The organism is Pandoraea fibrosis (assembly GCF_000807775.2).
In the GTDB taxonomy this organism is placed as follows: Bacteria; Pseudomonadota; Gammaproteobacteria; order Burkholderiales; family Burkholderiaceae; genus Pandoraea; species Pandoraea fibrosis.
The window spans coordinates 763,264-786,579 of sequence record NZ_CP047385.1 but is presented as its reverse complement, the minus strand read 5'-3'; the positions used below and the strand labels follow the sequence as shown (position 1 = coordinate 786,579).

Annotated in this window: 20 protein-coding genes; 14 read left to right on the top strand and 6 right to left on the bottom strand. The window is 63.8% G+C overall.

The window, feature by feature from the left end; genetic code table 11:
- Positions 1 to 100 precede the first annotated feature (100 nt).
- From PI93_RS03460 to PI93_RS03435, 6 genes are all read left to right on the top strand, one after another.
- Complete coding sequence (locus tag PI93_RS03460) at positions 101 to 889, top strand: HpcH/HpaI aldolase family protein (protein ID WP_052240803.1); 789 nt, start codon at positions 101 to 103, stop codon at positions 887 to 889.
- A 73-nt stretch (positions 890 to 962) separates the two neighbouring features.
- Positions 963 to 1,850, top strand: a complete 888-nt coding sequence (locus PI93_RS03455; protein ID WP_039372462.1) for an amidohydrolase family protein — start codon at positions 963 to 965, stop codon at positions 1,848 to 1,850.
- Between the two features lie 42 nt (positions 1,851 to 1,892).
- Entirely contained in the window at positions 1,893 to 3,053 is a 1,161-nt protein-coding gene (locus PI93_RS03450) for a DUF5624 domain-containing protein (RefSeq protein ID WP_039372465.1), read from the top strand.
- Positions 3,054 to 3,170: 117 nt separating this feature from the next.
- A complete protein-coding gene (locus tag PI93_RS03445; RefSeq protein WP_052240804.1) occupies positions 3,171 to 4,514 on the top strand; it encodes an MFS transporter in 1,344 nt (447 codons plus the stop codon).
- The gene (locus PI93_RS03440; RefSeq protein WP_052240805.1) at positions 4,504 to 5,619 is read left to right on the top strand and encodes a hypothetical protein; all 1,116 of its coding nucleotides are present in this window, start codon (positions 4,504 to 4,506) and stop codon (positions 5,617 to 5,619) included. Before PI93_RS03445 ends, PI93_RS03440 begins: the two co-directional genes overlap by 11 nt.
- Before the next feature lie 158 nt (positions 5,620 to 5,777).
- Positions 5,778 to 6,914, top strand: a complete 1,137-nt coding sequence (locus tag PI93_RS03435; RefSeq protein ID WP_052240806.1) for a porin — start codon at positions 5,778 to 5,780, stop codon at positions 6,912 to 6,914.
- Positions 6,915 to 6,944: 30 nt separating this feature from the next.
- On the opposite strand, the gene PI93_RS03430 is transcribed toward PI93_RS03435, so the two are convergent.
- From PI93_RS03430 to PI93_RS03420, 3 genes are all read right to left on the bottom strand, one after another.
- Positions 6,945 to 8,327: a histidine-type phosphatase gene (locus PI93_RS03430; RefSeq protein WP_052240807.1), complete on the bottom strand. Its 1,383-nt coding sequence runs from the start codon at positions 8,325 to 8,327 to the stop codon at positions 6,945 to 6,947.
- A 232-nt stretch (positions 8,328 to 8,559) separates the two neighbouring features.
- Complete coding sequence (locus PI93_RS03425) at positions 8,560 to 9,384, bottom strand: IclR family transcriptional regulator (RefSeq protein ID WP_039372540.1); 825 nt, start codon at positions 9,382 to 9,384, stop codon at positions 8,560 to 8,562.
- A 32-nt stretch (positions 9,385 to 9,416) separates the two neighbouring features.
- On the bottom strand, positions 9,417 to 10,238 hold the full coding sequence (locus PI93_RS03420; RefSeq protein WP_236105721.1) for an IclR family transcriptional regulator: 822 nt from the start codon (positions 10,236 to 10,238) through the stop codon (positions 9,417 to 9,419).
- Positions 10,239 to 10,481: 243 nt separating this feature from the next.
- Between PI93_RS03420 and PI93_RS03415 the strand changes: the two genes are divergently transcribed.
- The 3 genes from PI93_RS03415 to PI93_RS03405 all read left to right on the top strand — a co-directional run bounded on the left by PI93_RS03415 (position 10,482) and on the right by PI93_RS03405 (position 13,570).
- Positions 10,482 to 11,441: an MBL fold metallo-hydrolase gene (locus PI93_RS03415; protein ID WP_039372469.1), complete on the top strand. Its 960-nt coding sequence runs from the start codon at positions 10,482 to 10,484 to the stop codon at positions 11,439 to 11,441.
- Between the two features lie 109 nt (positions 11,442 to 11,550).
- Positions 11,551 to 13,293 carry an FAD-dependent oxidoreductase gene (locus PI93_RS03410; protein ID WP_039372472.1) on the top strand — a complete coding sequence of 581 codons (1,743 nt, stop codon included), beginning with the start codon at positions 11,551 to 11,553 and terminating at the stop codon, positions 13,291 to 13,293.
- Positions 13,294 to 13,360: 67 nt separating this feature from the next.
- Positions 13,361 to 13,570: a DUF2783 domain-containing protein gene (locus tag PI93_RS03405; RefSeq protein ID WP_039372474.1), complete on the top strand. Its 210-nt coding sequence runs from the start codon at positions 13,361 to 13,363 to the stop codon at positions 13,568 to 13,570.
- 110 nt (positions 13,571 to 13,680) lie between these two features.
- Here the strand turns inward: PI93_RS03405 and PI93_RS03400 are convergent, their stop codons facing one another.
- Entirely contained in the window at positions 13,681 to 14,481 is an 801-nt protein-coding gene (locus tag PI93_RS03400; RefSeq protein ID WP_039372476.1) for an IclR family transcriptional regulator, read from the bottom strand.
- A gap of 307 nt (positions 14,482 to 14,788) precedes the next feature.
- Between PI93_RS03400 and PI93_RS03395 the strand changes: the two genes are divergently transcribed.
- The 3 genes from PI93_RS03395 (at position 14,789) to pcaF (ending at position 17,415) form a co-directional block, all read left to right on the top strand.
- Entirely contained in the window at positions 14,789 to 15,466 is a 678-nt protein-coding gene (locus tag PI93_RS03395; protein ID WP_039368345.1) for a 3-oxoacid CoA-transferase subunit A, read from the top strand.
- Between the two features lie 25 nt (positions 15,467 to 15,491).
- Positions 15,492 to 16,142 carry a CoA transferase subunit B gene (locus PI93_RS03390; RefSeq protein WP_039368341.1) on the top strand — a complete coding sequence of 217 codons (651 nt, stop codon included), beginning with the start codon at positions 15,492 to 15,494 and terminating at the stop codon, positions 16,140 to 16,142.
- Between the two features lie 70 nt (positions 16,143 to 16,212).
- On the top strand, positions 16,213 to 17,415 hold the full coding sequence (gene pcaF, locus PI93_RS03385; RefSeq protein WP_039368338.1) for a 3-oxoadipyl-CoA thiolase: 1,203 nt from the start codon (positions 16,213 to 16,215) through the stop codon (positions 17,413 to 17,415).
- A gap of 202 nt (positions 17,416 to 17,617) precedes the next feature.
- Here pcaF and leuA read toward each other — a convergent pair whose 3' ends face one another.
- Positions 17,618 to 19,330 carry a 2-isopropylmalate synthase gene (gene leuA / locus PI93_RS03380; protein ID WP_039368335.1) on the bottom strand — a complete coding sequence of 571 codons (1,713 nt, stop codon included), beginning with the start codon at positions 19,328 to 19,330 and terminating at the stop codon, positions 17,618 to 17,620.
- Positions 19,331 to 19,729: 399 nt separating this feature from the next.
- Complete coding sequence (locus PI93_RS03375; protein WP_039368333.1) at positions 19,730 to 20,203, bottom strand: Lrp/AsnC family transcriptional regulator; 474 nt, start codon at positions 20,201 to 20,203, stop codon at positions 19,730 to 19,732.
- 323 nt (positions 20,204 to 20,526) lie between these two features.
- Between PI93_RS03375 and hppD the strand changes: the two genes are divergently transcribed.
- Both hppD and PI93_RS03365 read left to right on the top strand, forming a co-directional pair.
- Positions 20,527 to 21,600 (top strand): 4-hydroxyphenylpyruvate dioxygenase, encoded by a 1,074-nt coding sequence (gene hppD, locus PI93_RS03370; RefSeq protein ID WP_039368330.1) that lies wholly within the window; start codon positions 20,527 to 20,529, stop codon positions 21,598 to 21,600.
- A 197-nt stretch (positions 21,601 to 21,797) separates the two neighbouring features.
- Positions 21,798 to 23,183: an amino acid permease gene (locus PI93_RS03365; RefSeq protein WP_039368329.1), complete on the top strand. Its 1,386-nt coding sequence runs from the start codon at positions 21,798 to 21,800 to the stop codon at positions 23,181 to 23,183.
- Positions 23,184 to 23,316: the final 133 nt, after the last annotated feature.

Here is a 23,316-nt window from a genome sequence, read left to right as displayed (position 1 = left end):
TCATTAAAGTCGTTTCGGAGAATAAATGAAATCTATTGGCGAGGCCATACTCACGTCAATCAAGAAAAAACACAATGGCCTTAGCCTCTCTGGAGACACCATGGAATCTTCCGATCTGATCGCTCGCCTGCACGCAGGCCAGCCGGTCTTTGCGCTCGGACTGCGCTCGGCGCGCTCGCCCGATGTCATTCGCTGGGCACGTGCAGCCGGATATGACACCGTCTGGATCGATATGGAGCACAGCCCGATGCCGGTCGACCTGGTTTCGCAGCTTTGCCTGTGCGCCGCCGACCTTGGCCTGATGCCGTGGGTGCGCGTGCCGGAGCGCGATTACGGCATGATCAACCGCGTGCTCGATGGCGGAGCGCTCGGCATTGTTGCGGCACGGGTGGAATCAGCCGGGCAAGCCACCGACATCGTCACGGCTGCACGCTTTGCCCCGCTCGGGCAACGCTCGCAACTCGCCACGCTCCCCTTCGTCGGTTACGAAAGACTGCCTGCCGCAGAGATGAATCGACGCGTCAACGCCGCCACCTATGTGAAGCTGCTGATCGAAAGCCGGGCCGGTGTCGAAGCGGCCAGCGCTATCGCCGCCGTGCCGGGTGTCGATATCGTCGCGCTGGGCTGCAACGATCTCAGCGCGGATCTCGGCCATACCGGCAACCCGACGCACCCCGACGTGCTTGCCGCCTGCCGTCATGTGATTGCCGCCGTTCGACGCCAGGGCAAGGTCGCCATCGTGGGCGGCATGCCGGAAGGCGAGGCGCTCACGGCACTGCGCGCAGACGGCGCGGCACCGTTCATCTTCAGCGGCATCGACACCGACCTGTTTCTCGACGCGTTGCGTCGTCGTGTCAGCAGCGACCGGGGCGCGCTAACGCCACAGTGACGCGGCCATCGCACCTCGCTCAACGTCATCGCCCTCTTTTGTACGAACGTCAAACCTCAATCAAGCAACCGAAATGGCAACTCAATACGCTGGCCCTCTGACATCGACGCCGATGCGCGCCGCCCATACCCTGACGCGTCCCACGTTCGAGATGCCGGACAACGCATGCGACAGCCACATGCATGTGTTCGAGCCACTCGCCCAATATCCGAGCGTGAGCACGCCGCAATACACGCTGCCCGACGGCGCCCTCGCCAAATACCGCGAAGCGATGGAAGTCCTGTCCATTCGTCGTTTCGCCATTGTGCAGCCAAGCTTCTACGGCACGGACAACCGCTGCCTGCTCGACGCGCTGGCCATCGCCGGCAACGCTGCCCGAGGTGTGGTCATGATCGAGGAAGGGATGCCCGCCGCGACACTTGACGCCATGCATCGCGCCAACGTCCGTGCCGTGCGTCTCGATCTCTTTGCTCGCGCCGAACTGCCCACGCCGGAGATCCAGGCCTACATCGCTCGCATGGCAACACTCTGCGAATCCCTGGGCTGGCACCTTCAGTTCTATGCGCCGGGCTGGGTCGTGCGCAATCTGATTCCGTTCCTCGGCGAGGTACGCACGCCGTTCGTCATCGATCACATGGGGTACATGCTCGAAGAAGATGGGCTGACCCAAGACGACTTCAAGCGCCTGCTGTCCCTGCTCAAGGACGGGAGTTGCACGCTGAAGCTCTCCGCCCCATACCGGGTGGCGAAACACCGGGGCCTCGACGCCGTCGCCCCGATGGCGAAAGCCATCATCGACACGGCACCGGACAAGGTCATCTGGGGCTCCGACTGGCCGCACATTCCGATGGGCGAGCGCGACACGGGCGAGTTGCTCAACCTGCTGGCCGACTGGACCGCCGACACGGATGTGCGCCGCCGGATTCTCGTCGATAATCCGGCCCGTCTGTACGACTTCTGAGCGGCCCGAACGGCCCCCAACCGGACTTCGGACTCTCAGACCATGAGCTACCAACCTCACTCCGCCTTTGCCGGTCTGTTCCACGCGTTCACCTCGGCGCCGGACAGTCTCGGCAACCATCTGGCGCAGGTCATGTCGGCACGCGACGCCGCCTTGCCGCTGCTCGTTTCCACCGGGTCTGACATCGCATTGTTTCCCGGCAACGGCGCGAGTCCGCATATCGAGAGCTTTCGTAAATCGACGCGCGGCTTCATCGAACTCACGGCGGTCTCGCATCTGCCGCTTGCGTTGGCGTACCTCGCTCGTCTGCGCGAACTCGTCCCCACGGACGACGCACGCTGGCGAGCCGAGGCAACACGTCTGATTGCGCACGCGAACGCCGTGCGTGCGGCCAACACCGTATCGCACTGGCAGCAAGACGTTGCCGTGGAAAGCCTGCGCTTGCAAAACGCCAAGCTCGTCGATCTGATCGACTACACCTGTGCCGTCTCCATCGACGTGCTCACGGATGCGCTCGCCAACCCCGAGCATCTGACGTTCGAGCACCTCGTGCAAACCTACTTCGCACCCTCGCCGGGCGAAGGGCTGCCAGTGCCGATGAACGACGTCATGTTCGCGACGTTCGGCCTCGCGTACCTCGACATCGTCTATCGCATCGGGCACTGGCTGCGCGCGCAGTCGGTGGACTGGTCGACGGCGATGGTCATCGTGTCGGGACAGTCCGGCCGGCCGACGGCCGGTGCCTCCTGGGCCTCGAACAATATGTGCCATCTGATATGGCGCACGTCGGGGGAGCGACTCCCGCCGGATCGCGTGCTGGTAGCGCCTCATGCCCCCGGATTTTCCGTCGCAAATCTGCCATCGGCGGAGGGTATTCGTGCGCTCGAAGCGAGCTACCGGCAGCTTTGGCACAACACGCGCGCGAGCATCGACGTGTCGCGCCGCATGTTTCCGGAGGCACCCGCCTATGTGTTCCGCCCCGCAACGGACGAAGCCATGCCGCCGCTGACGAACCCCGACGATCGCAGCGTCATGGCGGCGCGCCTTCGCCGCATCATGGAAGACCCTGCGCAACTGTTGTCGAACTGCGTCGCGGACTACATCGTCGACGCGCTCGTCCGGTGCGACAACGACCCGGCACTCGTTGTCATTCCCGGCTTTACGCATGTGAATTACCCGTCGCACAGCGATAGCCGTTACTAGCCGTTACACAAGGGGACAACAAAGCGGACGGCAGGGCGCCGTACCGCTTCCCCGCCCCTGCTCATGCCACGCCGTGGTACGCAGGCCTCATATCGACAAGCCCATCAGGAGACAACCATGGACCTTTCGCATCTGACCGGGCAGGACACCGCCTCGCCCGGACTTTCCAGGCGGCGCGTTGCCGCCATCACGCTGGTGTGTTTCGCCGTCTCGATGATCGACGGCTTCGACACACTGATGCTCAGCTTCGTCGCGCCGCTGCTCTCCAAATCGCTTCACATCGACCCGGCATCGCTGGGACGCGTGTTCGGTGCAGGCTTCATCGGCACTGTCGTGGGCTCGCTGATCGCGGGGCCGTTGGCCGACCGCTTCGGGCGTCGTCGCACGCTCGTCGCCGCGCTGTTGATGACCGGTATCTTTACGCTGGCTTGTGCGTGGGCAACCTCGGCCACCGAGATGTCGGTCCTGCGTTTGCTCGGCGGTCTCGGCATGGGCGGTGCGATCCCGCCGGTCACCGCCATCACGGCGGAAAGTGCGCCCATCCGTCGCCGCTCTGCACTCGTCATTCTGATGTTCATCGGATTCCCGCTGGGCGCCGTGGTCGGTGGCGCCGTATCCGCCGTGCTGATGATGCGTTTCGGCTGGCCGTTCGTGTTCCAGATGGGAGGCGCCTTCGCGCTGCTGGTGATCGCACCGGTACTGTGGGTGCTGCCGGCGTCCACCGCTCAGGCGTCCGGCAGGAACGATGCGCTAGGAGACGCACGCCACCCCGGCGCAGCGCTGCGTGAGCCGCAAGCGATGTCGAAGGTCTTCGGTCACGGACGCTTCGTTGCCGCCACCGCGCTCTGGATCGGTGTGCTGGCGACGATGATTCTTTCCGGCTTTCTCGTGAGCTTCATGCCGACCCTGCTCCACCTGAATGGCGTGCCGCCCGACCGGGCCGCCATGGGCGCCGTGATCCTCAACGTTGGCGCGATTCTCGGTGCGCTGATCCTCTCCGGTGTCGTTGGACGGGCCGGTCCGTTCGTACCGGTGGCCACCTCGTTCATCGGTGGTGCGGTGCTCACCGCCGTGCTGGGTAACGTTATCGGACAGGGACAAACGGTGTTTCCGATGTTGTTCGCCGTAGGCGCCTGTCTAGTGGGTGGCCAGTTGACGTTTCCCGCTATCGCGAGCCGCCTGTTCCCGATGGAAGTGCGAGCGGCCGGCGTTGGCGGCACGATGGCGATCGGACGTCTCGGTTCGATCATCGGCCCGACCGTCGGCGGGTGGCTGATCGCCCGGGAGATGCCACTGTCGCAAATGTTTCTGCTGGCTTCCGTACTCGCCGTCGTCGGCGCAGTGGGCGTCAGTATTGCCCGTTGGAAAACGCCACCGGAGACCGAGCGCGCTGCCAGCGTCGACGCCCCCTCATTCGCCGACAGCGCGGCACCGCACGGAGACATGCAACATGGTCGTTAAGACGGACGCCATCCCCTATCTGACGCGCGTCGAAACGTTGCCTACCAGCGCAGCGCGTGCCGCCGAGATCTTCACGCGCAACGGCACAACATGGCTCGCCGTCGCGCAGATGTCCCGCGATGTGCCCGGCGAGGCGCCCTATATGAACGGAGGCGACAGCAACGTCGACGCCCTGCTGTTCCGGCGCGACCAGAACGCCTTCGTGCTCGCGGAAACGCTGCCGCTGTCCGGCGGCGAAGACGTCGAACACTTCGTCCTGAACGGGCGGGAGTTTCTGGCCTGCGTGGGGATTCGTACCGGTAGCGGCCCGTATGACCTGAACACCGAAGCGGTGCTGTACGAACGCCGAGGCAACACATGGGCCGAACATCAGCGCTTCGAGGTATTCGCGGGCAAACAGTGGCGTTATTTCGAGATCGAAGGCCGGCATTTTCTGGCGTTGGCGCAGGGTGTGACGGTGGAGGGCGTGGTGGCACGCCATCCCTCGCAGTCCTGCGTCTTCGAATGGGACGGTGAGCGTTTTCAACCGTTCCAGGTCACCGGCGGCGCGTGGGGATATAACTGGACGCATTTCGAGCACGCGGGAGAACACTACCTGGCGTATGCCGACCATGTCAGCGGCTCGCGCATCTTCCACTGGCGCGACGGCCGCTTCGTCACATGGCAGATCTTCGACGAACCGGGTGGCCGCGCGTTCCACACATTCGAAGCCGACGGCGCACGCTGGCTGGTCTATGCCAACTTGCTGCGTCATACATCGCTCTATCGTTTTGACGACACGCAGTTCGTCCATGTGCAAACGCTTCACGACGCCGGCGGCCGCGAGCTTTGCGAAATCGCCGGAGTGCAGGGAACGCAGACCCGCTACCTGTTGCTCGTGTGTTTCATCACCGGCACGCCCCAGCAGCCCGATCCGGTGCAGCGTTCGAAATTGCTGAGGTGGCGCGCGGACGGCTTCGAGTGCGTCGAGGAGATCGACACCTCGGGGGCAACCGATGCGGCGGTCTTCGACGAGGCAGGGCAACGCTATGTCGTCGTCACGAACAGCCTCAGCCCGGAGATGTGCTTCCGGATCGATTCGGTTGTCTATCGCTTCAACGGGTAAGACGCCAATCGCGGCGTTGAGCAAGACGGCCGCCGTGTGATCCACGCGGCCCGGCGCTCACTCATTTCGATTCCGCAGTTCCTGTAGTTCCGACTCGCCCCATCAGAGGGTGATGGCATCGCTTTGCCTCAAAAAAATAGCAACCTGGAGACATTGATATGAAACTCGCTCGTGCAACTCGTCATCGGACTGCATCATGGCTTGCCGCCGTGATCGCGCCGGCTCTCGTCACGCTGTCCTCTCCTGCTGCCGCGCAAAGCGGTGTCCAGTTGTACGGCATCATCGACGCTGGCCTGACCTACTTCAGCAACGTCAACGGCAGCAGCGCCGTCGTGGCCAACGACGGTGCGATTCAAGCCAACCGCTGGGGGCTTCGCGGCACGGAAGACCTCGGCGACGGCCGTCGCGCGATCTTCGCCCTGGAGAACGGTTTCAACCTCTACAGCGGCACGATGGTGCAGTCCGGCGTGCTCTTCAGCCGTCAGGCATGGCTCGGTATTCAGGACAATCGTGCCGGCACACTGACGTTCGGCAGACAGTACGACTTCTTCTGGGACAACCTGACCCAGTTCGCCATGGGGCAGTTGGCAGGCCAGTACTCATGGCACCCCGGCGACTTCGACCACCTCGCCGGCACGCTGCATGTCAACAATGCGATCAAGTACACGTCCCCGACCCTGGCGGGCCTGACCCTCGGTGGCCTGTATGCCACGCCATCGAGCACGGTGTCAGCCGGCACCGGACGCGTGATGGCGTTCGGCATGAAGTACGTCAACGGCGCGCTCAATCTGGGGGCGGCTTACACGAACACGCACAACTCGGGCGTGAATGCCCCGACGCAAGCGGGCACGACGATTTTCCCGGATCTTCCGCCCGGACCCGCCGTGCTCGACAACATCGCCAGTTGGGGGATCGGCGGCAGCTATCGCTACGGGCCGCATACCACGCGACTGCTGTTCACGAGCACGCGGTTCCGCAATGGTGCGGAGAGCGTCGTGATGAACACCTATGAGTTCAACCAGATCTATCGCCCCGGTGCCGCATGGACACTGATGGCCGGTTACTGGTATTCGAAGATGGATGTGCAGCGTTGGCAGAACGTGACCGTGCTGGCCGACTATGCGTTGTCCAAACGCACCGATGTGTACGTCGAAGGCACGTACCTCTATGCAGGTGGCGGCGCCGCACCGGTGTATCTCGGCGGCGGTGCCGCCCCCACGTTCGTGAAGGGCGCCTACACCGGCGACGGACCGTCGTCGACGGCGATTCGCATCGGCATGCGTCATACCTTCTGACGCGGGCCTGACGGGGCCATCGATACGCCGTTACCGCACGCCTTCCAGACACGCAGGCGAGAGCACCGCCTTCGTGCGCTGGGCAAACGCCGGCCAGCGACAGCTCTTTGCGTCAGGGCCGTCGTTGCAATCGGGCAAGGCGAGTATCACGCGCTTTGCCGGTTCGTCGAGCGAGAGTGCCGTGAGGTGCCGCATCTGGTGCATCGATTGATACACCATTTCCACACGCACGAATGCCTCGCCTGCCGGATTTCGCCAGAGCGAAAACACGAGTGCGCCGTCGGGCGGTGTGTTGTCGGGCTGGTCGAGGAGTTGCCAGTCGAGCTTGAGCATGCCGGCGAGGTTGGCCACGTTCGTGTCGTGGCCAATCAGCACATAGACCCGATTGCCCGCCGGCAAGACCGGACCGCGCACCGGCGACGCCTGCGCGGCATCGCTGTGCGTGGCCGAACGTGTCAGCGCATCGAGCGTGAGCGCCAGTAGCGGCGTACCGTTGGTCGTTGCGAGATACGGCGTGCGATCAAGCAGATCGCGTTGTGCGTTATGCGCCTCAAGCAGACGCGCCCAATCCTTTTCGTCGCGAATTCGGCCCCACGCCACGTCGCTGTCGGGCAGGCCTTCGCCGTATTGCAGGAGGAAAACTTCCGACACTTTCGCCGCACTCCCGAGCGCGCCGCGCAGCGCAACGCCGCTGCCGTCGCCCTCGACACGCAGACGCGTGGGCACGTCTTCGAGCTTGCAGCCGCCTTGCGCGCCGCATAAAGGACCATGCGCGTAATCGAGCACTTCGCTCGCGCGGGCAATGGTCGCGGCGTAGCGCTTGTTCAGGCCCGCGACACCCTCCGGTGCCAGACGCGCCTCGATGGCTCCGCGTGCCGCGCCCGGATCGAGCGGACAGTCGCCGGCGGCCACCGGCTGGAATACCGCGTCGTAGGTCGTGAGATCCGCCTGATGCGATGTGCGCAGGTCGCATCCCGGCGCCATGCCTTGCAACAGGGCATTGCCGGTTTCTCGCGTGCGCTGATCGATATCGGACCATCCGTAGACGGTGCCGGGCGCCGGGCATGCATTGTCCGGCAGCACACGCCGCGCGCGCAGCCAGTCGCCGTAGTAGCGCCCCATACGCTCAGCCAGCGAACCGCCGCGCGCCGTCAGATACCCCGCAGGCACAGGCCAGCCGGGCCACGCGTCCGGGGTCAGCTTGTCCAGCGGGGGATGGGCATGGGTCGGCGATCGCACGCCGTGACGGCTCACAATCACCGTGGATACCAGCGTCCAGTCGGCGGGCATGCCGTCGATGCGGGCCGCCGATTCGGGCGGTTTGGCCTGCCCCGGCGACGGCGGTGACGATGTCGTGCAGGCGCTTAGCGAACCTGCGAGCGCCAATGCCGCAACGCACGTCTGCCACCGCACGCCGCGACGCCTTTGCCTGCGGCGAACCGGAGCGTCTGAACAAGCATCACGGGATCGAACGGGTTCACGAGTCATCACGCGGGTCATGGCGGCAGTCATGGCTTCTGGTCGGGGTGACGGGGACGGCGTTGACGCCCATCTTACCGTGCGTGCCTAGCGTCGCCTAAACCCATGTGAAAGCGTGGCGCAAATGCATCGACATCCGAGCGTCACGCCCTCACGGATCCCGCGACTACCCGCCGGCCTCGTCTGCACGGCCCACCGCACCGAAGCGCCATGACAACCGGCGTGCTGCGGCCTGCAACGCCTGCGCCGGCGACGCGTCGAGCGCGGTCTCGAAACTTCCCGTCGACCCCATCAACGCAAGCACCAGCGTGACCTCCCCCGTGTGATCGAACACGGGCACCGCGACCGTATCGATACCGGGCACCGGGTTGCTCAACGCCGTATCGAATCGCTGTCGACGAATCGCCGTCAGCCGCCCGACATAGTCCGCCTCAGGCGTTGTGGGACGCCCTTCCGCACCGAGTCCAGCCATTCTCACCGGCTCCTGAGCGAGCAGCCCATCGAGCACCGCTTCCGGAAGGAAAGCCGCGAACGTGCGTCCAATGGCGGTATTCACCAGAGAGAGCACCGTGCCGATGCGCAAGCTCACATGCTGCGGTCGCATCGCTTCCTCCAGCCGCACAACCGTAGGGCCGACCGGCCCCAGGACGGCCATCGCTGCCGACAATCCCGTCGATTGCGCCAGCGCGAGAATCTCGGGCTCGGCTTCGCCTGTCGGCGAAAGCCGTTGCAACGCCATTAGTCCGAGGTCAAGACTCAATGCCCCTGCCTCGAAATTGCCGTTCGCATCGCGCGTCAGCAAGCCCGCACGTTGCAGGCTCACCAGATGCGGATGCGCCTTCGCTGCGGCCATGCCCGCGTCGCGCGCAAGCGCATTGAGGGGTAACGGACGTCCCGCCGCGACCAGCGCTTCAAGTAACGCACCGGTGCTTTCCAGCGCCTGAATGCCACGCTGCGGTTTCGTCTGCGTCGTCGTCACGTCGGCTGTCATGTCGTCCGTTCCGGCACGGCTTCGCGTCGCGCTCATACGTTCACCTCGTCGTTGTCTCGATCCGCATGGACCTGCGACGCGATGACGCTCGCTGCCGCACGCAACGCACGGGCGGGCGCACCGTCCCACGCCACGTCGAGCGCCGCCGTCGGCCCGATGGCCGTGAGCGCCAGACGCAAGCGCCCGCTCGCATCGAACACCGGCGCACACAGACTGCTGACCGACGGACTCGGCGTGTTCACGCTGCGCGCCATGCCGTGCGTGCGTGTCTCGCCAAGCAACGCGTCGAACCGTTCCCTTTCGGACGGGACTATCGGCATCTGCTCAGCCCACGCCTGTGGCCATTGCGCTGCCGGCGTGAAGGCGCAGAACGCTCGGCCGGTCGACGTTGTGGTGAGCGACATGACCGAGCCGACGTGCAGGTTCACATGCAGCGGAAATGCCGCACGTTCGAAATGCACGACGAGTGGGCCTTGCGGCGCATGGGTGGAAATCGCGACACAGAAACCGGTCTCGCGCGCCAGCGCGATCACACGCGGCACGGCAGCGCGATACGCCGGGTCGTTTTCAAGATGCAGCAACGCGAGACGCAATGTCATGGGCCCCGGCGTGTAGTCGCCCGACATGGGGTCACGTTTGAGCAGCCCCAACCGGGTAAGACTTACCAGATAGGGATGCGCCTGCGCAGGCGGCAGTCCGGCAAGCGCGGCGAGATCGCCCGGCCCCAGCGGGCGTCGCGCGTGGGCAAGCGCCTGAAGCACGCGTGCCGCAACGTCCACGCTTTGCACGCCACGTGAGGCTCGGCCGGGCTGGCCACTGGCGTCGGCAGTGCCGTCCATCGGAATTCGGTTCATGCGGTCGTGGGAGCCGGGCTCCCCAAGGAAAATGGCCTAGATTCTAAACAAGTCGGCGTCCGCATTTTCAATCTCTCCCCTCATGCCGCAGGGTTAACCCGAGACGACAACCGCCTTAGATCGCCAACGCCATCACATTAGCAAATAACAATCACATTTGTCATTGACAAATATTCTGAGCGTTTCGTAAGATGCCTTCATCCTTCGCACCATCCCCGCAGACGAGATAAGAGAGAGACAAGCATGGCCAAAGCATTCGCCTCGCAAGCCGACCTGGAAGCCAAAAAGGTCACGTTCACCCAACTGTCGGAAAACACCTGGGCCTATACCGCCGAGGGCGATCCGAACTCCGGCGTCATCATTGGCGACGACGGCGTGATGATCGTCGACACGACGGCCACGCCCGCCATGGCGCAAGACCTCATCGCGAAGATTCGCACCGTCACCGACAAGCCGATCAAGTACGTGGTGCTCTCGCACTACCACGCCGTGCGGGTGCTTGGCGCATCGGCGTACTTCGCCGAAGGTGCTCAGCAGATCATCGCGAGCCGCGGCACTTACGAAATGATCGTCGAGCGCGGCGAAGCCGACATGAAGTCGGAAATCGAACGCTTCCCGCGTCTGTTCGCCGGTGTCGAGACGGTGCCGGGCCTCACGTGGCCGACGCTCGTCTTCGAAAAGGAAATGACGCTCTTCCTCGGCAAGCTCGAAGTGAAGATTGCGCACCTCGGTTCGGGGCATACCAAGGGCGACACCGTGGTGTGGCTGCCGTCGCAAAAGGTGCTGTTCTCGGGCGATCTGGTCGAGTACGACGCCGCCTGCTACACCGGTGACGCGCAACTCGCCGAATGGCCCGCCACGCTCGACGCGCTGGCCGCGCTCGGTGCCGAAAAGCTCGTGCCGGGCCGTGGCCCCGCGCTGACGACGCCTGAAGAGGTCGCCAAGGGCCTCGCCTACACGAAGGACTTCGTGACGACGCTGTTCGAAGCCGGCAAGCAAGCCGTCGAAAAGAAGCTCGACCTCAAGGGGGCCATGGCCCTCACGCGCAGCCACATGGACCCGAAGTTCGGTCACGTCTTCATCTACGAACACTGCCTGCCCTTCGATGTGACCCGGGCATTCGACGAGGCGAGCGGCATCACGCATCCGCGTATCTGGACGGCGCAACGCGACAAGGAAATGTGGGCCGCGCTGCAAGACTGAGTGTGATCGCGGCGCGCCCCGGTGAGCGCGCCGACAGCAAAAGCAAAAAGTAAAAACGGAGCCCGCCGGCGCATGTGCGCCGGTGCGGTGCCGACGATGGAGACATTGCATGAGCAGCATCGATTACCAGCGCCTGACGTTCGATTACCGGCCCTGTGCAGAACAGTCCGGTAGTGTCGCGTCCGAGACGCATCCGGTCATCGTCGTCGGCGCGGGTCCGGTGGGCCTGGCGACGGCGATCGATCTGGCGCAGCAAGGCGTATCCGTCATCGTTCTCGACGACGACTGCACCCTCTCGACCGGCTCGCGCGCCATCTGCTTCGCCAAGCGCACGCTCGATATCTTCGACCGCCTTGGCTGCGGCGAGCGCATGGTGCAAAAGGGGGTGCGCTGGAACGTCGGTCGCGTGTTCCTGCGCGACCAGGAGGTCTACAACTTCGATTTGCTGCCCGAAGCAGGACACCATCGTCCGGCGTTCATCAATCTTCAGCAGTACTACGTCGAAGGCTATTTGTTCGAGCGCGCCTGCGAGCTTCCGAACATCGAGATCCGCTGGAAGAGCAAGGTGGTCGGCCTCACGCAACAAGGCACGCCGGGCGCGCCCGATGCGAGCGTGACGCTCACAGTGGAGACCCCCGACGGCGAATATCAAACGCGCGCACGCTATGTCGTCGCCGCCGACGGGTCGCGCAGTCCCGTGCGCAAATTGATCGGTGTCGACAGCCACGGCCGCACCTTCAAGGACCGCTTCCTGATTGCCGACGTCAAGATGACCGCGGACTTTCCGGCAGAGCGCTGGTTCTGGTTCGACCCGCCGTTCCATCCGAATCAATCCGTGTTGCTGCATCGCCAGCCGGACGACGTGTGGCGCATCGATTTCCAGTTGGGATGGGACGCCGACCCGGCACTGGAGAAGAGCCCCGAGCGGGTCATCCCGCGCGTGCAGGCGCTGCTGGGTCCCGACGCCAAATTCACGCTGGAGTGGGTCAGCGTCTATACCTTCTCATGCCTGCGCATGGACGACTTCCGTCACGGCCATGTGCTGTTCGCCGGGGACGCCGCGCATGGCGTGTCGCCGTTCGGCGCCCGCGGCGCGAACAGCGGTGTGCAGGACGCCGAGAACCTCGCGTGGAAGCTGGCATTGGTGCTCGCCGGTCATGCCCCGGATGCGTTGCTCGATACCTACGCCCGCGAGCGCGAATTCGCCGCCGACGAGAACATTCGCAACTCCACTCGCTCGACCGATTTCATCACGCCGAAGAGCCCGGTCTCGCGTGTATTCCGCGACGCTGTGCTGACGCTGGCCCGCGACCATGCGTTTGCGCGTCAGTTGGTCAATAGCGGACGGCTGTCGGTGCCCGCCGTGCTGCACGAGTCGACCCTCAACACGGCGGGAAGCGACCCGTTCGCCGGACGCATGGTGCCAGGCGCGGCCTGCGTCGATGCGCCGCTCACGCACCAGGGGCAGGACGGCTGGTTGCTGCCGCGACTGGGCGGGCGTTTCGTTGCGCTCGTGTTCGGTGCGCCGGGTTCGCTCGATGCCGCGTCGCTCGCCGCCCTCGATGCGCTCGCGAACGACAGCGTGCCGGTCATCCCGGTGTTCGTCACGCCGGACGGGGAGGCCGCGCAAGACACGCACGAAGCGCACGACGGGCACAGCGTCTGGCACGACGTGCAAGGTCTGGCCGCCCAACGCTACGACGCCGCGCCGGGCACGGTGTATCTGATTCGTCCTGATCAACATGTGTGCGCGCGCTGGCGCACGGTCGACGCCACGGCGATTGCCGCCGCGCGCGAGCGCGCCCTCGGCCGCACGGCGCCGGAAGTCGCGTCGATGCAATGCGCGGCCTGACGTCAACGCCGCCACTCACACCGATCGACGATCGGACACCACCGATTTCGCAGGAAGGAGACACTTCATGGCACTCGATACACAACCGCGACTGACGCGTCCGGACGATTTCTACGAAGCATTGATCGACATGCATCGCGATCTCGACGCGTCGCAAAGTGAGGCCGCCAATGCTCAACTGATTCTGTTGCTTGCCAACCAGATCGGCGATCACGATACGCTGCTCTCGGCGCTTCGTCTGGCACGCGCGGGAGCGTTGGGCAACGCAACCCGTTGATCGCGCAGCAGCGTTCAATCGTCACGCATTTCAAGCAAAGCGGGGCGCCCGATAACCGGGCGCCCCGCTTTGCTTTGGGCAACCAACCTGCGATTTCCCGCGAACCGGCGTTACACGACCACCATCTGCGAGATCTTCTGTGCCGCCTGTTGTAGCGGCGCGAGGAACTTCGTCTCCATCTCGGCAGCCGACGTCCGGTTGGCCTGACCGCTGACGTTCATCGCCGCAATCACCTGCCCGCTGCGATTGCGAATCGGCGCAGCGATGGAGATTAGCCCCTCCTCCAGTTCCTGATCGACCAGCGCCCATCCCTTGGCACGCACGTCGAGGATTCGCTCGCGCAGAGCGTCGATGTCCGTCACCGTGCGACGTGTGTGCTGACGAATATCGGCGCGACGCAATGCGGCGTCGAGTTCATCGTCGGGCAGCGCCGAGAGCATGACCCGCCCCATCGACGTGCACCACGCCGGCAAGCGACTGCCGATCGACAGATTGATCGACATCACTTTGCGCACCGGTACGCGTAGCACGTAGACGATGTCGTCGCCGTCGAGTACCGAAGCGGAACTGCTCTCCTGCACCTGCTGCACGAGCGCCTCCATAAACGGCTCGGCCAGATTCCACAGCGGCATCGACGTCAGATAGGAAAACCCAAGGTCGAGAATTCGCGGCGTGAGCCGGAACAACCGCCCTTCGCTTCGCACGTAACCCAGCGCCTCGAGCGTGAGCAGAATGCGGCGAGCCCCGGCGCGCGTGAGCCCGGAGGCCTGTGCGACTTCCGAAAGTGTCTGCGCGGGGCGCGCGGCACTGAACGCCTTGACGACCGCCAGCCCGCGCGCGAACGACTGTACATAGGAGTCGCCCGGCTTCTTGTCGGTCGGTTCGGTCGCGTCGTTCGGCACAGGTGTCATGTAGATATCGGGGATTCGTGAGGCTTTGCGTGAACGGCAAGCGTAATGGATTTGCGACGCGCGTTCCACCGCGCGACACACGTCACCTCACGGTGCGGGGATCGACGCATGGCCCGCCCGCCTGGCGGGCACTCGCTTGACGCCCGACACGGGAAGGCTTACGCTGTTCTTATAGCGAATATTTGTTCGCTATAAGAACATTGTGAACCAGACGAGGCCAACGGACAAGCGGCCATCGCCGGGAGACACCCAACGTGGGCAAGGGCGCGAAGCCTGTCAGCCCGATGGAACTGCCCAGGAGGCATGTGTGATCAACAAGATTTACGACTCGCTCGCCAGCGCGGTGGCCGGCGTTCACGACGGCGCGACGATCATGATTGGCGGCTTCGGCAACGCCGGGATGCCCTCGGCCCTCATCGACGCCCTGATCGATCAGGGCGCACGCGATCTGACCATCGTCAATAACAACGCCGGTAACGGAGAGACGGGCCTTGCCGCCTTGCTCAAGGCCGGACGTGTGCGCAAGATCATTTGTTCGTTCCCGCGTCAGACCGATTCGCAGGTGTTCGACGCGCTCTATCGCGCCGGCAAGATCGAACTGGAACTGGTGCCGCAGGGCAATCTCGCCGAGCGCATTCGTGCCGCTGGCGCGGGCATTGGCGGCTTTTTCACGCCGACCGGCTACGGCACGCTGCTCGCCGAAGGCAAGGAAACGCGTGTGATCGACGGCAAGCCGTATGTGTTCGAACTGCCGATCCATGCCGACTTCGCGCTCATCAAGGCCCTCAAGGGCGACCGCTGGGGCAATCTCGTCTATCGCAAGACCGCCCGCAACTTCGGCCCGATCATGGCCACGGCGGCGAAGTGCGCCATCGTTCAGGTGAACGAAGTCGTCGAGCTCGGTGAGCTCGACCCGGAAGCCGTGGTCACGCCCGGCATCTTCGTTCAACGCATCGTCGCGGTGCCCGGCACCGCACGCGCCTGATCCTCATCCGAATTCGGAGCACGACATGAACCGACTGACCCGCGACCAGATGGCCGCCCGCGTCGCCCAGGACATTCCCGACGGCGCTTATGTGAACCTCGGCATCGGCCTGCCAACGGCCGTGGCCAATCATTTGCCGGCGGAAAAGGAGATCATTCTCCAGAGCGAAAACGGTGTGATCGGCATGGGCCCGGCCCCCGCGAAGGGCGAAGAGGACGAAGACCTCATCAACGCCGGCAAGCAACCCGTCACGCTCAAACCGGGCGGCGCCTTTTTCCATCACGCCGACTCGTTCGCGATGATGCGTGGCGGCCACCTCGACTTCTGCGTGCTGGGCGCATTCCAGGTCTCGACCACCGGCGACCTCGCCAACTGGCACACCGGTGCGCCCGACGCGATTCCCGCCGTGGGCGGCGCGATGGACCTCGCGAGCGGCGCCAAGCAGGTGTTCGTGATGATGGAACACCAGACCAAGCAAGGCGAGAGCAAGATTGTCGGGCAGTGCACGTATCCGCTCACCGGCGTGGGTTGCGTCACGCGCATCTACACCGATCTGGCTGTGCTCGATGTCACACCCGAAGGGCTGCGCGTGATCGACATCGTCGACGGCCTCTCCTTCGACGAACTACAACGCCTGACCGGGGTGACGCTACTGCCGTCGCCGACGGTTGCCTGACCCAACGCACGACACCATCGCCGGGACATCATCGGATGTGACCCGGCGATTTTCATTGTGAGGTAGACAAATGAGTGAAGTCTTTATCTGCGACGCGATTCGCACCCCGATCGGCCGCTACGGCGGCGCGCTGTCCTCCGTGCGCGCCGACGACCTCGGCGCCATCCCGCTGAGGGCGCTTATGGCGCGTAACGGCGGCGTCGACTGGACGCAGGTCGACGACGTGATCTTCGGCTGCGCCAATCAGGCCGGGGAAGACAATCGCAACGTGGCACGCATGTCCTCGCTGCTGGCCGGCCTGCCGCAAGATGTGCCGGGCGCCACCCTCAACCGCCTGTGCGGCTCGGGGATGGACGCCATCGGCACCGCGGCGCGCGCCATCAAGGCGGGCGAAGCCGGGCTGATGATCGCGGGCGGCGTGGAAAGCATGAGCCGCGCACCGTTCGTGATGGGCAAGGCGGCGAGCGCGTTCTCGCGTCAGGCGGAGATCTTCGATACGACCATTGGCTGGCGTTTCGTGAATCCGCTGATGAAAGCGCAATACGGTGTGGATTCGATGCCCGAGACCGGCGAGAACGTCGCGACCGAGTTCGGCATCAGCCGTGAGGATCAGGACCGCTTTGCGGTGCGTTCGCAAGAGAAGGCAGCGCGCGCTCAGGCGAACGGCACGCTTGCCGAAGAAATCACGCCGGTGTCCATCGCCCAGAAGAAGGGTGAAGCGATCATCGTGGATCGCGACGAACATCCGCGTGCGACGAGCCTGGAAGCGCTCGCCAGACTGAAGGGCGTGGTACGCCCTGATGGGACCGTGACCGCCGGTAACGCTTCTGGCGTCAACGACGGCGCCTGCGCACTGCTGTTGGCAGACGAGGCGAGTGCGGCGCGCTTTGGCCTGACGCCGCGCGCCCGGATTCTGGGCATGGCGACGGCAGGGGTGGCACCGCGCATCATGGGCATCGGTCCGGCTCCCGCAACGAAAAAACTGCTCGCGCGGCTCGGTATGTCGCTCGATCAGTTCGACGTCATCGAACTCAACGAAGCGTTTGCGAGCCAGGGCCTGGCCGTGCTGCGTCAGCTCGGCGTGGCCGACGACGACCTGCGCGTCAATCCGAATGGTGGCGCTATTGCGCTGGGCCATCCGCTCGGCATGAGCGGCGCACGTCTGGTGACGACGGCGATGTATCAGCTAAAGCGTTCTGGTGGTCGCTTTGCGCTGTGTACGATGTGCATTGGGGTCGGCCAAGGCATCGCTATCGCCATCGAGGCGTTGTAATTCCACTTTCTCATTACCCCGCCGATGGTTTCGGGCCGGGGCGCGCGTGCGAGGCTGGGTAAGTCTCGCTACGCCGCACCGGGGTCCTGCGGGCACGATCCGTGCCGCGCAGGACGCGTCTGCCCTGTGTCTCCTTCCGTCCTTCCTGTTGTTCCTGCGGTTCCTGCTGATCCGTTTGCTCCGTTAATGCCGCGCTAGCCGCTCAGACGGCCTTGGCCACGTCGCGCATTACGGCATCGAAGAACGTCGCCTGTGCATCCGCGTCGCTGCGGGCATAAGCACGGTTGATACCGCTGATGACCGCACGAATCGATGCCGTCGTCAGATTCGCATCGATACCCACGCCGAACGCACTGCCGACGATGGTCTCGCCTGCCATCTCCGCAATGGCGATCGCACGCGCGTCGGCACCCTGCGTCAGCGCACGCTCCTCGTAGTGCTGCACGCGCACCGGCGTGCGCATGGCATGCATCAGCGCGTCGAGCGGGCCGTTACCGGCACCCGACACAGTGGTGCGCTGACCATGAAGATCGATGGTCACGGCGATGTGCTGACGGCCGTCGCGCTCCGAGAGCGTATGACCGATGTAGGTGACCGGCTCGCTGGACGCCACATATTCCTTCTGGAACAACTGCCAGATCTGCGACGCCGTGACTTCGGCGCCCGTCTCGTCGGTATGGCGCTGCACCGCCGAGCTGAAATCGACCTGAAGGCGACGCGGCATCTGCACGCCGTAGGCCTGCTCGAGCAGGTAGGCGATCCCGCCCTTACCCGACTGACTGTTCACGCGAATGATCGAGTCGTAAGTGCGACCGAGATCGCTCGGATCGATGGGCAGGTACGGCACTTCCCAGATCGTGTCCGGCTTTTGTGCGGCGAGGCCCTTCTTGATGGCGTCCTGATGCGAGCCGGAGAATGCGGTGAACACCAGATCGCCGACATACGGATGACGCGGATGCACGGGCAACTGCGTGCACTCTTCCGATGTGCGAGCGATTTCGTTGATGTTCGAGAAGTCGAGGCCCGGGTCCACGCCTTGCGTGTACAGGTTCAAACCGAGCGTGACGAGATCGACGTTACCGGTGCGCTCGCCGTTACCGAAGAGGCACCCTTCGATGCGATCCGCGCCAGCCATCACGGCCAGTTCTGCGGCAGCCACTGCCGTGCCACGGTCATTGTGCGGATGAACCGAGAGAATCAGCGAATCGCGTCGCGCGAGGTTGCGGTGCATCCATTCGATCTGGTCGGCGTAGTAGTTCGGCGTGCCGATCTCCACCGTGGCCGGCAAGTTGACGATGCACTTGCGCTCCGGCGTCGGCTGCCATACGTCGAATACCGCATCGCAAACCTCCTTCGCGAAGTCGAGTTCGGTGCCGGTAAACGTCTCGGGGCTGTATTGCAGCGTCCATTGCGTCTCGGGCGCGGCGTCGGCACAGCGCTTGATCGTCTTGGCGGCAGACACGGCGAGCGCCTTCACGCCCGGCTGGTCGAGGTTGAAGACGATGCGGCGGAATTCGGGGGCGGTGGCGTTGTAGAGGTGAACGATGGCACGTGGTGCGCCCTTGAGCGCTGCGAACGTGCGTTCGATGAGGTCGTCGCGGGCTTGCGTGAGGACTTCGATGGTGACGTCGTCGGGAATGTGCCCCCCTTCGATCAATTCGCGCACGAAGTTGAAATCGGTGTCGGACGCCGACGGAAACGCCACTTCGATTTCCTTGAAACCGATGGCGACGAGCGTCTTGAACATGCGCATCTTGCGCTGCGCGTCCATCGGCTCGAACAGCGCCTGATTGCCGTCACGCAGATCGGTACTCATCCAGATCGGGGCGCGCGTAATGGTGCGGCTCGGCCATTGTCGATCCGGAATGTTGACCGGGGTGAACGGGCGGTACTTCGTGGCAGGGTTCTTCAGCATGGCGTTGTCTCGATTGTCGGCAAAAGTGTCAACCGGACGACGCATGAACGCAAAAAAGCTACGACCGCCGGTTGAAGGAACCGGGGCTCAGGTCGGCGTAACTGGGGAAAATCAGCGGTGCTTCAGTGAGGAATTCAGACGATGCACGCGCGCAGCAACGGACCAAGCCCGGTGGAGCGGGCTAGTAGTCGTAGCGAGAGGGAGAATTGCGCGGTGATCATGTGGCACATGAAATCACAGATTTTCCGACGCTGTCAACCATGATGTGTTGCCTCGCGAGATTCCCATGATGGGCAGGGCCGGTTGCCGGGCGACGAGGGGACGTCGGCGTGGCGCCTGCGGTCGCCCTTGCCTTGGGGAGACCTCCTCGGCGTTGATCGATGTGGCGCGCGCCGGAACTCAGGCCGAGAGCGGCACCGCCGACGTGCACTTGATTTCGTCGAGGCAAACACTCGACTTGACGGCACTTACCCCTGGAATGCGCATCAGCGTATCAAGTAGAAAATCGGATAACGCCTTCAGGTCACGGGCAACGACCTTGAGCACGTAGTCGATATCCCCGGTCACCGAGAAGCACTCCTGAATCTGCGCCAGCTCCGCGACCAGCCCTTTGAAATTCGACAGGTCGCGGATATGGCCGCGCTCCATCGTCACATGGACGAACGCAACCACACTGAATCCCAGCCGTTGTGCGTCGAGGCGCGTGTCGTAGCCCTTGATCACGCCCATCTCCTCCAGGCGCCGGTGACGACGCAATGTCTGCGCCGGCGACAGCTTGATCGCCTCGGCCAGTTCCAGATTCGAAATTCTCCCGTTCGACTGCAAAATCCCCAGCAGCCGGACGTCGATTCGGTCGATCTCGATGTTATGCACTTTTATTTCCCATGAAGCCTGAATTCAGAAATATTAATGCATAACCTAGGGTTTCCCTACCTCAGTTACGAAATCCTATTTTGTGGTGACACACTTACACTGAGCCCCGGAAAACGTTGAAAATGCACGCGATATCCTTGTCATTCCAGGGGTTCCGGCGGATGAAACGGTCAGGACACCCTATCCCGACCGCACGGTCAGCAAATCACAATTTTGTTGCATCGCCCGGACCCGCCGACGAACTTCGGATGACAACCCCCGGCGCGTGCACGCGTCCAACGAATCAGTCACCTCACAAATCACCTCACCAAGCCGAGACGATCATGGCCGACCTCTTTGATAATCCGATGCAACTGATGGGCTTCGAATTCGTGGAATTCGCGTCGCCCACGCCGAACGTTCTCGAGCCCATCTTCGAACAGATGGGTTTCACGCTCGTGGCCCGTCACCGCTCGAAAGATGTGGTGCTGTACCGCCAGGGCGAAGTCAACTTCATCGTGAATCGCGAGCCGAACAGCGAAGCCGCTTACTTCGCCGCCGAACACGGCCCGAGCGCCTGCGGCATGGCATTTCGCGTGAAAGACTCGCACAAGGCCTACGCCCGCGCGCTGGAACTCGGCGCCCAGCCTGTCGAGATCTCGACCGGTCCGATGGAACTGCGCCTGCCCGCGATCAAGGGCATTGGCGGTGCGCCGCTGTACCTGATCGATCGCTTCGAAGAAGGCAAGTCGATCTATGACATCGACTTCGAATACCTCGAAGGCGTCGACCGTCATCCGGTCGGCCACGGCCTGCGTCTGATCGATCACCTGACGCACAACGTATATCGCGGCCGCATGGCGTACTGGGCCAATTTCTACGAGAAGCTCTTCAACTTCCGTGAGATCCGTTACTTCGACATCTCGGGCGAGTACACCGGTCTGACCTCCAAGGCCATGACGGCCCCCGATGGTAAAATCCGCATTCCCCTGAACGAGGAATCCGCCAAGGGCAGCGGCCAGATCGAGGAATTCCTGATGGCCTTCAACGGTGAGGGCATTCAACACATTGCGTTCCTCACCGACAACCTGCTCGAGGTCATCGATCGCCTGCAAATGGCCGGTGTCGACCTGATGACCGCACCGAACGACTTCTACTACGATGCGCTCGAAACCCGCTTGCCGGGTCACGGTCAGCCGGTTGGCGAGCTGAAGTCGCGCGGCATTCTGCTCGACGGAACGACCGAAGGCGGCAAGCCGCGTCTGCTGTTGCAGATCTTCTCGAAGACCCTGCTCGGCCCGGTGTTCTTCGAGTTCATCCAGCGTCAGGGCGACGACGGTTTCGGCGAAGGCAACTTCAAGGCGCTGTTCGAATCGCTCGAACGCGACCAGATCGAGCGCGGCACGCTCAAGGTCTGAGTCCAGGGGAGACACCCGGCAGCATGCCCGGCATGCGCGCCGGGCACACGAGCATCGCGCCAAGCGATGCTCACACAGGACACGGTGACGGCGCCATAAGCGCCGCGCCATGGCGGCTCAACGGTTCCGATTCGCTCTCACAGAGCGAAATCAGAGAAGCGCGCCGCGGGGCAACGAAGGTAGGGTAAGGAACAGACATGTCCGGCAATGCAGCACAAGAAGGCTCGCTCCACCGCGGCCTGAAGAATCGTCACATCCAATTGATCGCGTTAGGTGGCGCGATCGGCACCGGCCTCTTTCTCGGCATCGCACAAACCATCAAGACCGCTGGCCCCTCCGTTCTGCTGGGCTACGCCATTGCGGGCATCGTCGCATTTTTCATCATGCGACAGCTCGGTGAAATGGTCGTCGACGAACCCGTCGCCGGCTCGTTCAGCTACTTCGCCAACAAGTATTGCGGCCAGTTCGCGGGTTTCGTCTCGGGCTGGAATTACTGGGTGCTCTACGTGCTGGTCTCGATGGCCGAACTCTCCGCCGTCGGCATCTACGTGCAGTACTGGTGGCCCGCCATTCCCACATGGGTCTCGGCCCTCGTGTGCTTCGGCGTGATCAACGCCATCAACCTCTCGAGCGTGAAATCGTATGGCGAGATGGAATTCTGGTTCGCCATCATCAAGGTCGCTGCCATCGTCGGCATGATCGGATTCGGCGGCTACCTGCTCTTCTCCGGCAACGCCGGCCCCGACGCCAGCGTCGCCAACCTGTGGCAGCACGGCGGGTTCTTCCCGAATGGCGTGACGGGCCTCGTGATGGCGATGGCCGTCATCATGTTCTCGTTCGGTGGACTGGAGCTGGTCGGCATTACCGCCGCCGAAGCCGACAATCCGTCGCGCACCATTCCGCGGGCGACCAATCAGGTCATCTACCGCATTCTGATTTTCTACGTCGGCGCCCTCGGCGTCCTGCTCTCGCTCTATCCGTGGGAAAAGGTCGTGACCGGCGGCAGCCCGTTCGTGCTCATCTTCCATGAGTTGAACAGCAACTTCGTCGCCCATGTGCTCAACGCCGTGGTGCTCACGGCTGCGCTGTCGGTCTACAACAGTTGCGTTTACTGCAATAGCCGCATGCTCTACGGTCTGGCCGGTCAGGGCAACGCGCCGCGCGCACTGCTCAAGGTCAATGCCCGGGGCATCCCGCTCGCGGCGCTCGGCGTCTCTGCCGCAGCAACAGCCGTGTGCGTGGTGATCAACTACTTCATGCCGGGCAAGGCGTTCGAACTCTTGATGGGATTGGTCGTGTCGGCCCTGATCATCAACTGGGCAATGATCAGCGTGATCCATCTGGCCTTCCGCCGCGCCAAGGCGCGTGCAGGCGAAACCACGTTGTTCAGGAGCCTCGGCTATCCGCTCACCAACTACGTGTGCCTCGCATTCCTCGGCGGCATTCTGGTCGTGATGTACCTGATCCCGGATCTGCGCATCTCGGTCTACCTGATCCCGGTATGGCTGGCGGTGCTCGGCATTGGCTATCGCCTGCGCCTGAGGAACAGCGCCGCCCCCGTGCCGGCCAGCGCCACCCGCTGATCAGGCCGATCCGGCGCCGATCCGTCGCCGATCCGTCGCCGATCCGTCGCGGCGGCGAGCGACGCCAACGGTCGCGAGAAAACGATGCATCCCCGGGCACCCGCCGCCCGGGGCATACCCGGCGATACCACAC

Coding starts and splice junctions, on each gene's coding strand:
- PI93_RS03455 (WP_039372462.1), top strand. CDS start 963: ATGGCAACTCAATACGCTGGCCCTCTGACATCGACGCCGATGCGCGCC.
- PI93_RS03420 (WP_236105721.1), bottom strand. CDS start 10,238: ATGAACCGAATTCCGATGGACGGCACTGCCGACGCCAGTGGCCAGCCC.
- hppD (WP_039368330.1), top strand. CDS start 20,527: ATGGCCGACCTCTTTGATAATCCGATGCAACTGATGGGCTTCGAATTC.
- PI93_RS03440 (WP_052240805.1), top strand. CDS start 4,504: ATGGTCGTTAAGACGGACGCCATCCCCTATCTGACGCGCGTCGAAACG.
- PI93_RS03410 (WP_039372472.1), top strand. CDS start 11,551: ATGAGCAGCATCGATTACCAGCGCCTGACGTTCGATTACCGGCCCTGT.
- PI93_RS03390 (WP_039368341.1), top strand. CDS start 15,492: ATGAACCGACTGACCCGCGACCAGATGGCCGCCCGCGTCGCCCAGGAC.
- PI93_RS03405 (WP_039372474.1), top strand. CDS start 13,361: ATGGCACTCGATACACAACCGCGACTGACGCGTCCGGACGATTTCTAC.
- PI93_RS03445 (WP_052240804.1), top strand. CDS start 3,171: ATGGACCTTTCGCATCTGACCGGGCAGGACACCGCCTCGCCCGGACTT.
- leuA (WP_039368335.1), bottom strand. CDS start 19,330: ATGCTGAAGAACCCTGCCACGAAGTACCGCCCGTTCACCCCGGTCAAC.
- PI93_RS03415 (WP_039372469.1), top strand. CDS start 10,482: ATGGCCAAAGCATTCGCCTCGCAAGCCGACCTGGAAGCCAAAAAGGTC.
- PI93_RS03425 (WP_039372540.1), bottom strand. CDS start 9,384: ATGACAGCCGACGTGACGACGACGCAGACGAAACCGCAGCGTGGCATT.
- PI93_RS03450 (WP_039372465.1), top strand. CDS start 1,893: ATGAGCTACCAACCTCACTCCGCCTTTGCCGGTCTGTTCCACGCGTTC.
- PI93_RS03460 (WP_052240803.1), top strand. CDS start 101: ATGGAATCTTCCGATCTGATCGCTCGCCTGCACGCAGGCCAGCCGGTC.
- PI93_RS03435 (WP_052240806.1), top strand. CDS start 5,778: ATGAAACTCGCTCGTGCAACTCGTCATCGGACTGCATCATGGCTTGCC.
- PI93_RS03400 (WP_039372476.1), bottom strand. CDS start 14,481: ATGACACCTGTGCCGAACGACGCGACCGAACCGACCGACAAGAAGCCG.
- pcaF (WP_039368338.1), top strand. CDS start 16,213: ATGAGTGAAGTCTTTATCTGCGACGCGATTCGCACCCCGATCGGCCGC.
- PI93_RS03365 (WP_039368329.1), top strand. CDS start 21,798: ATGTCCGGCAATGCAGCACAAGAAGGCTCGCTCCACCGCGGCCTGAAG.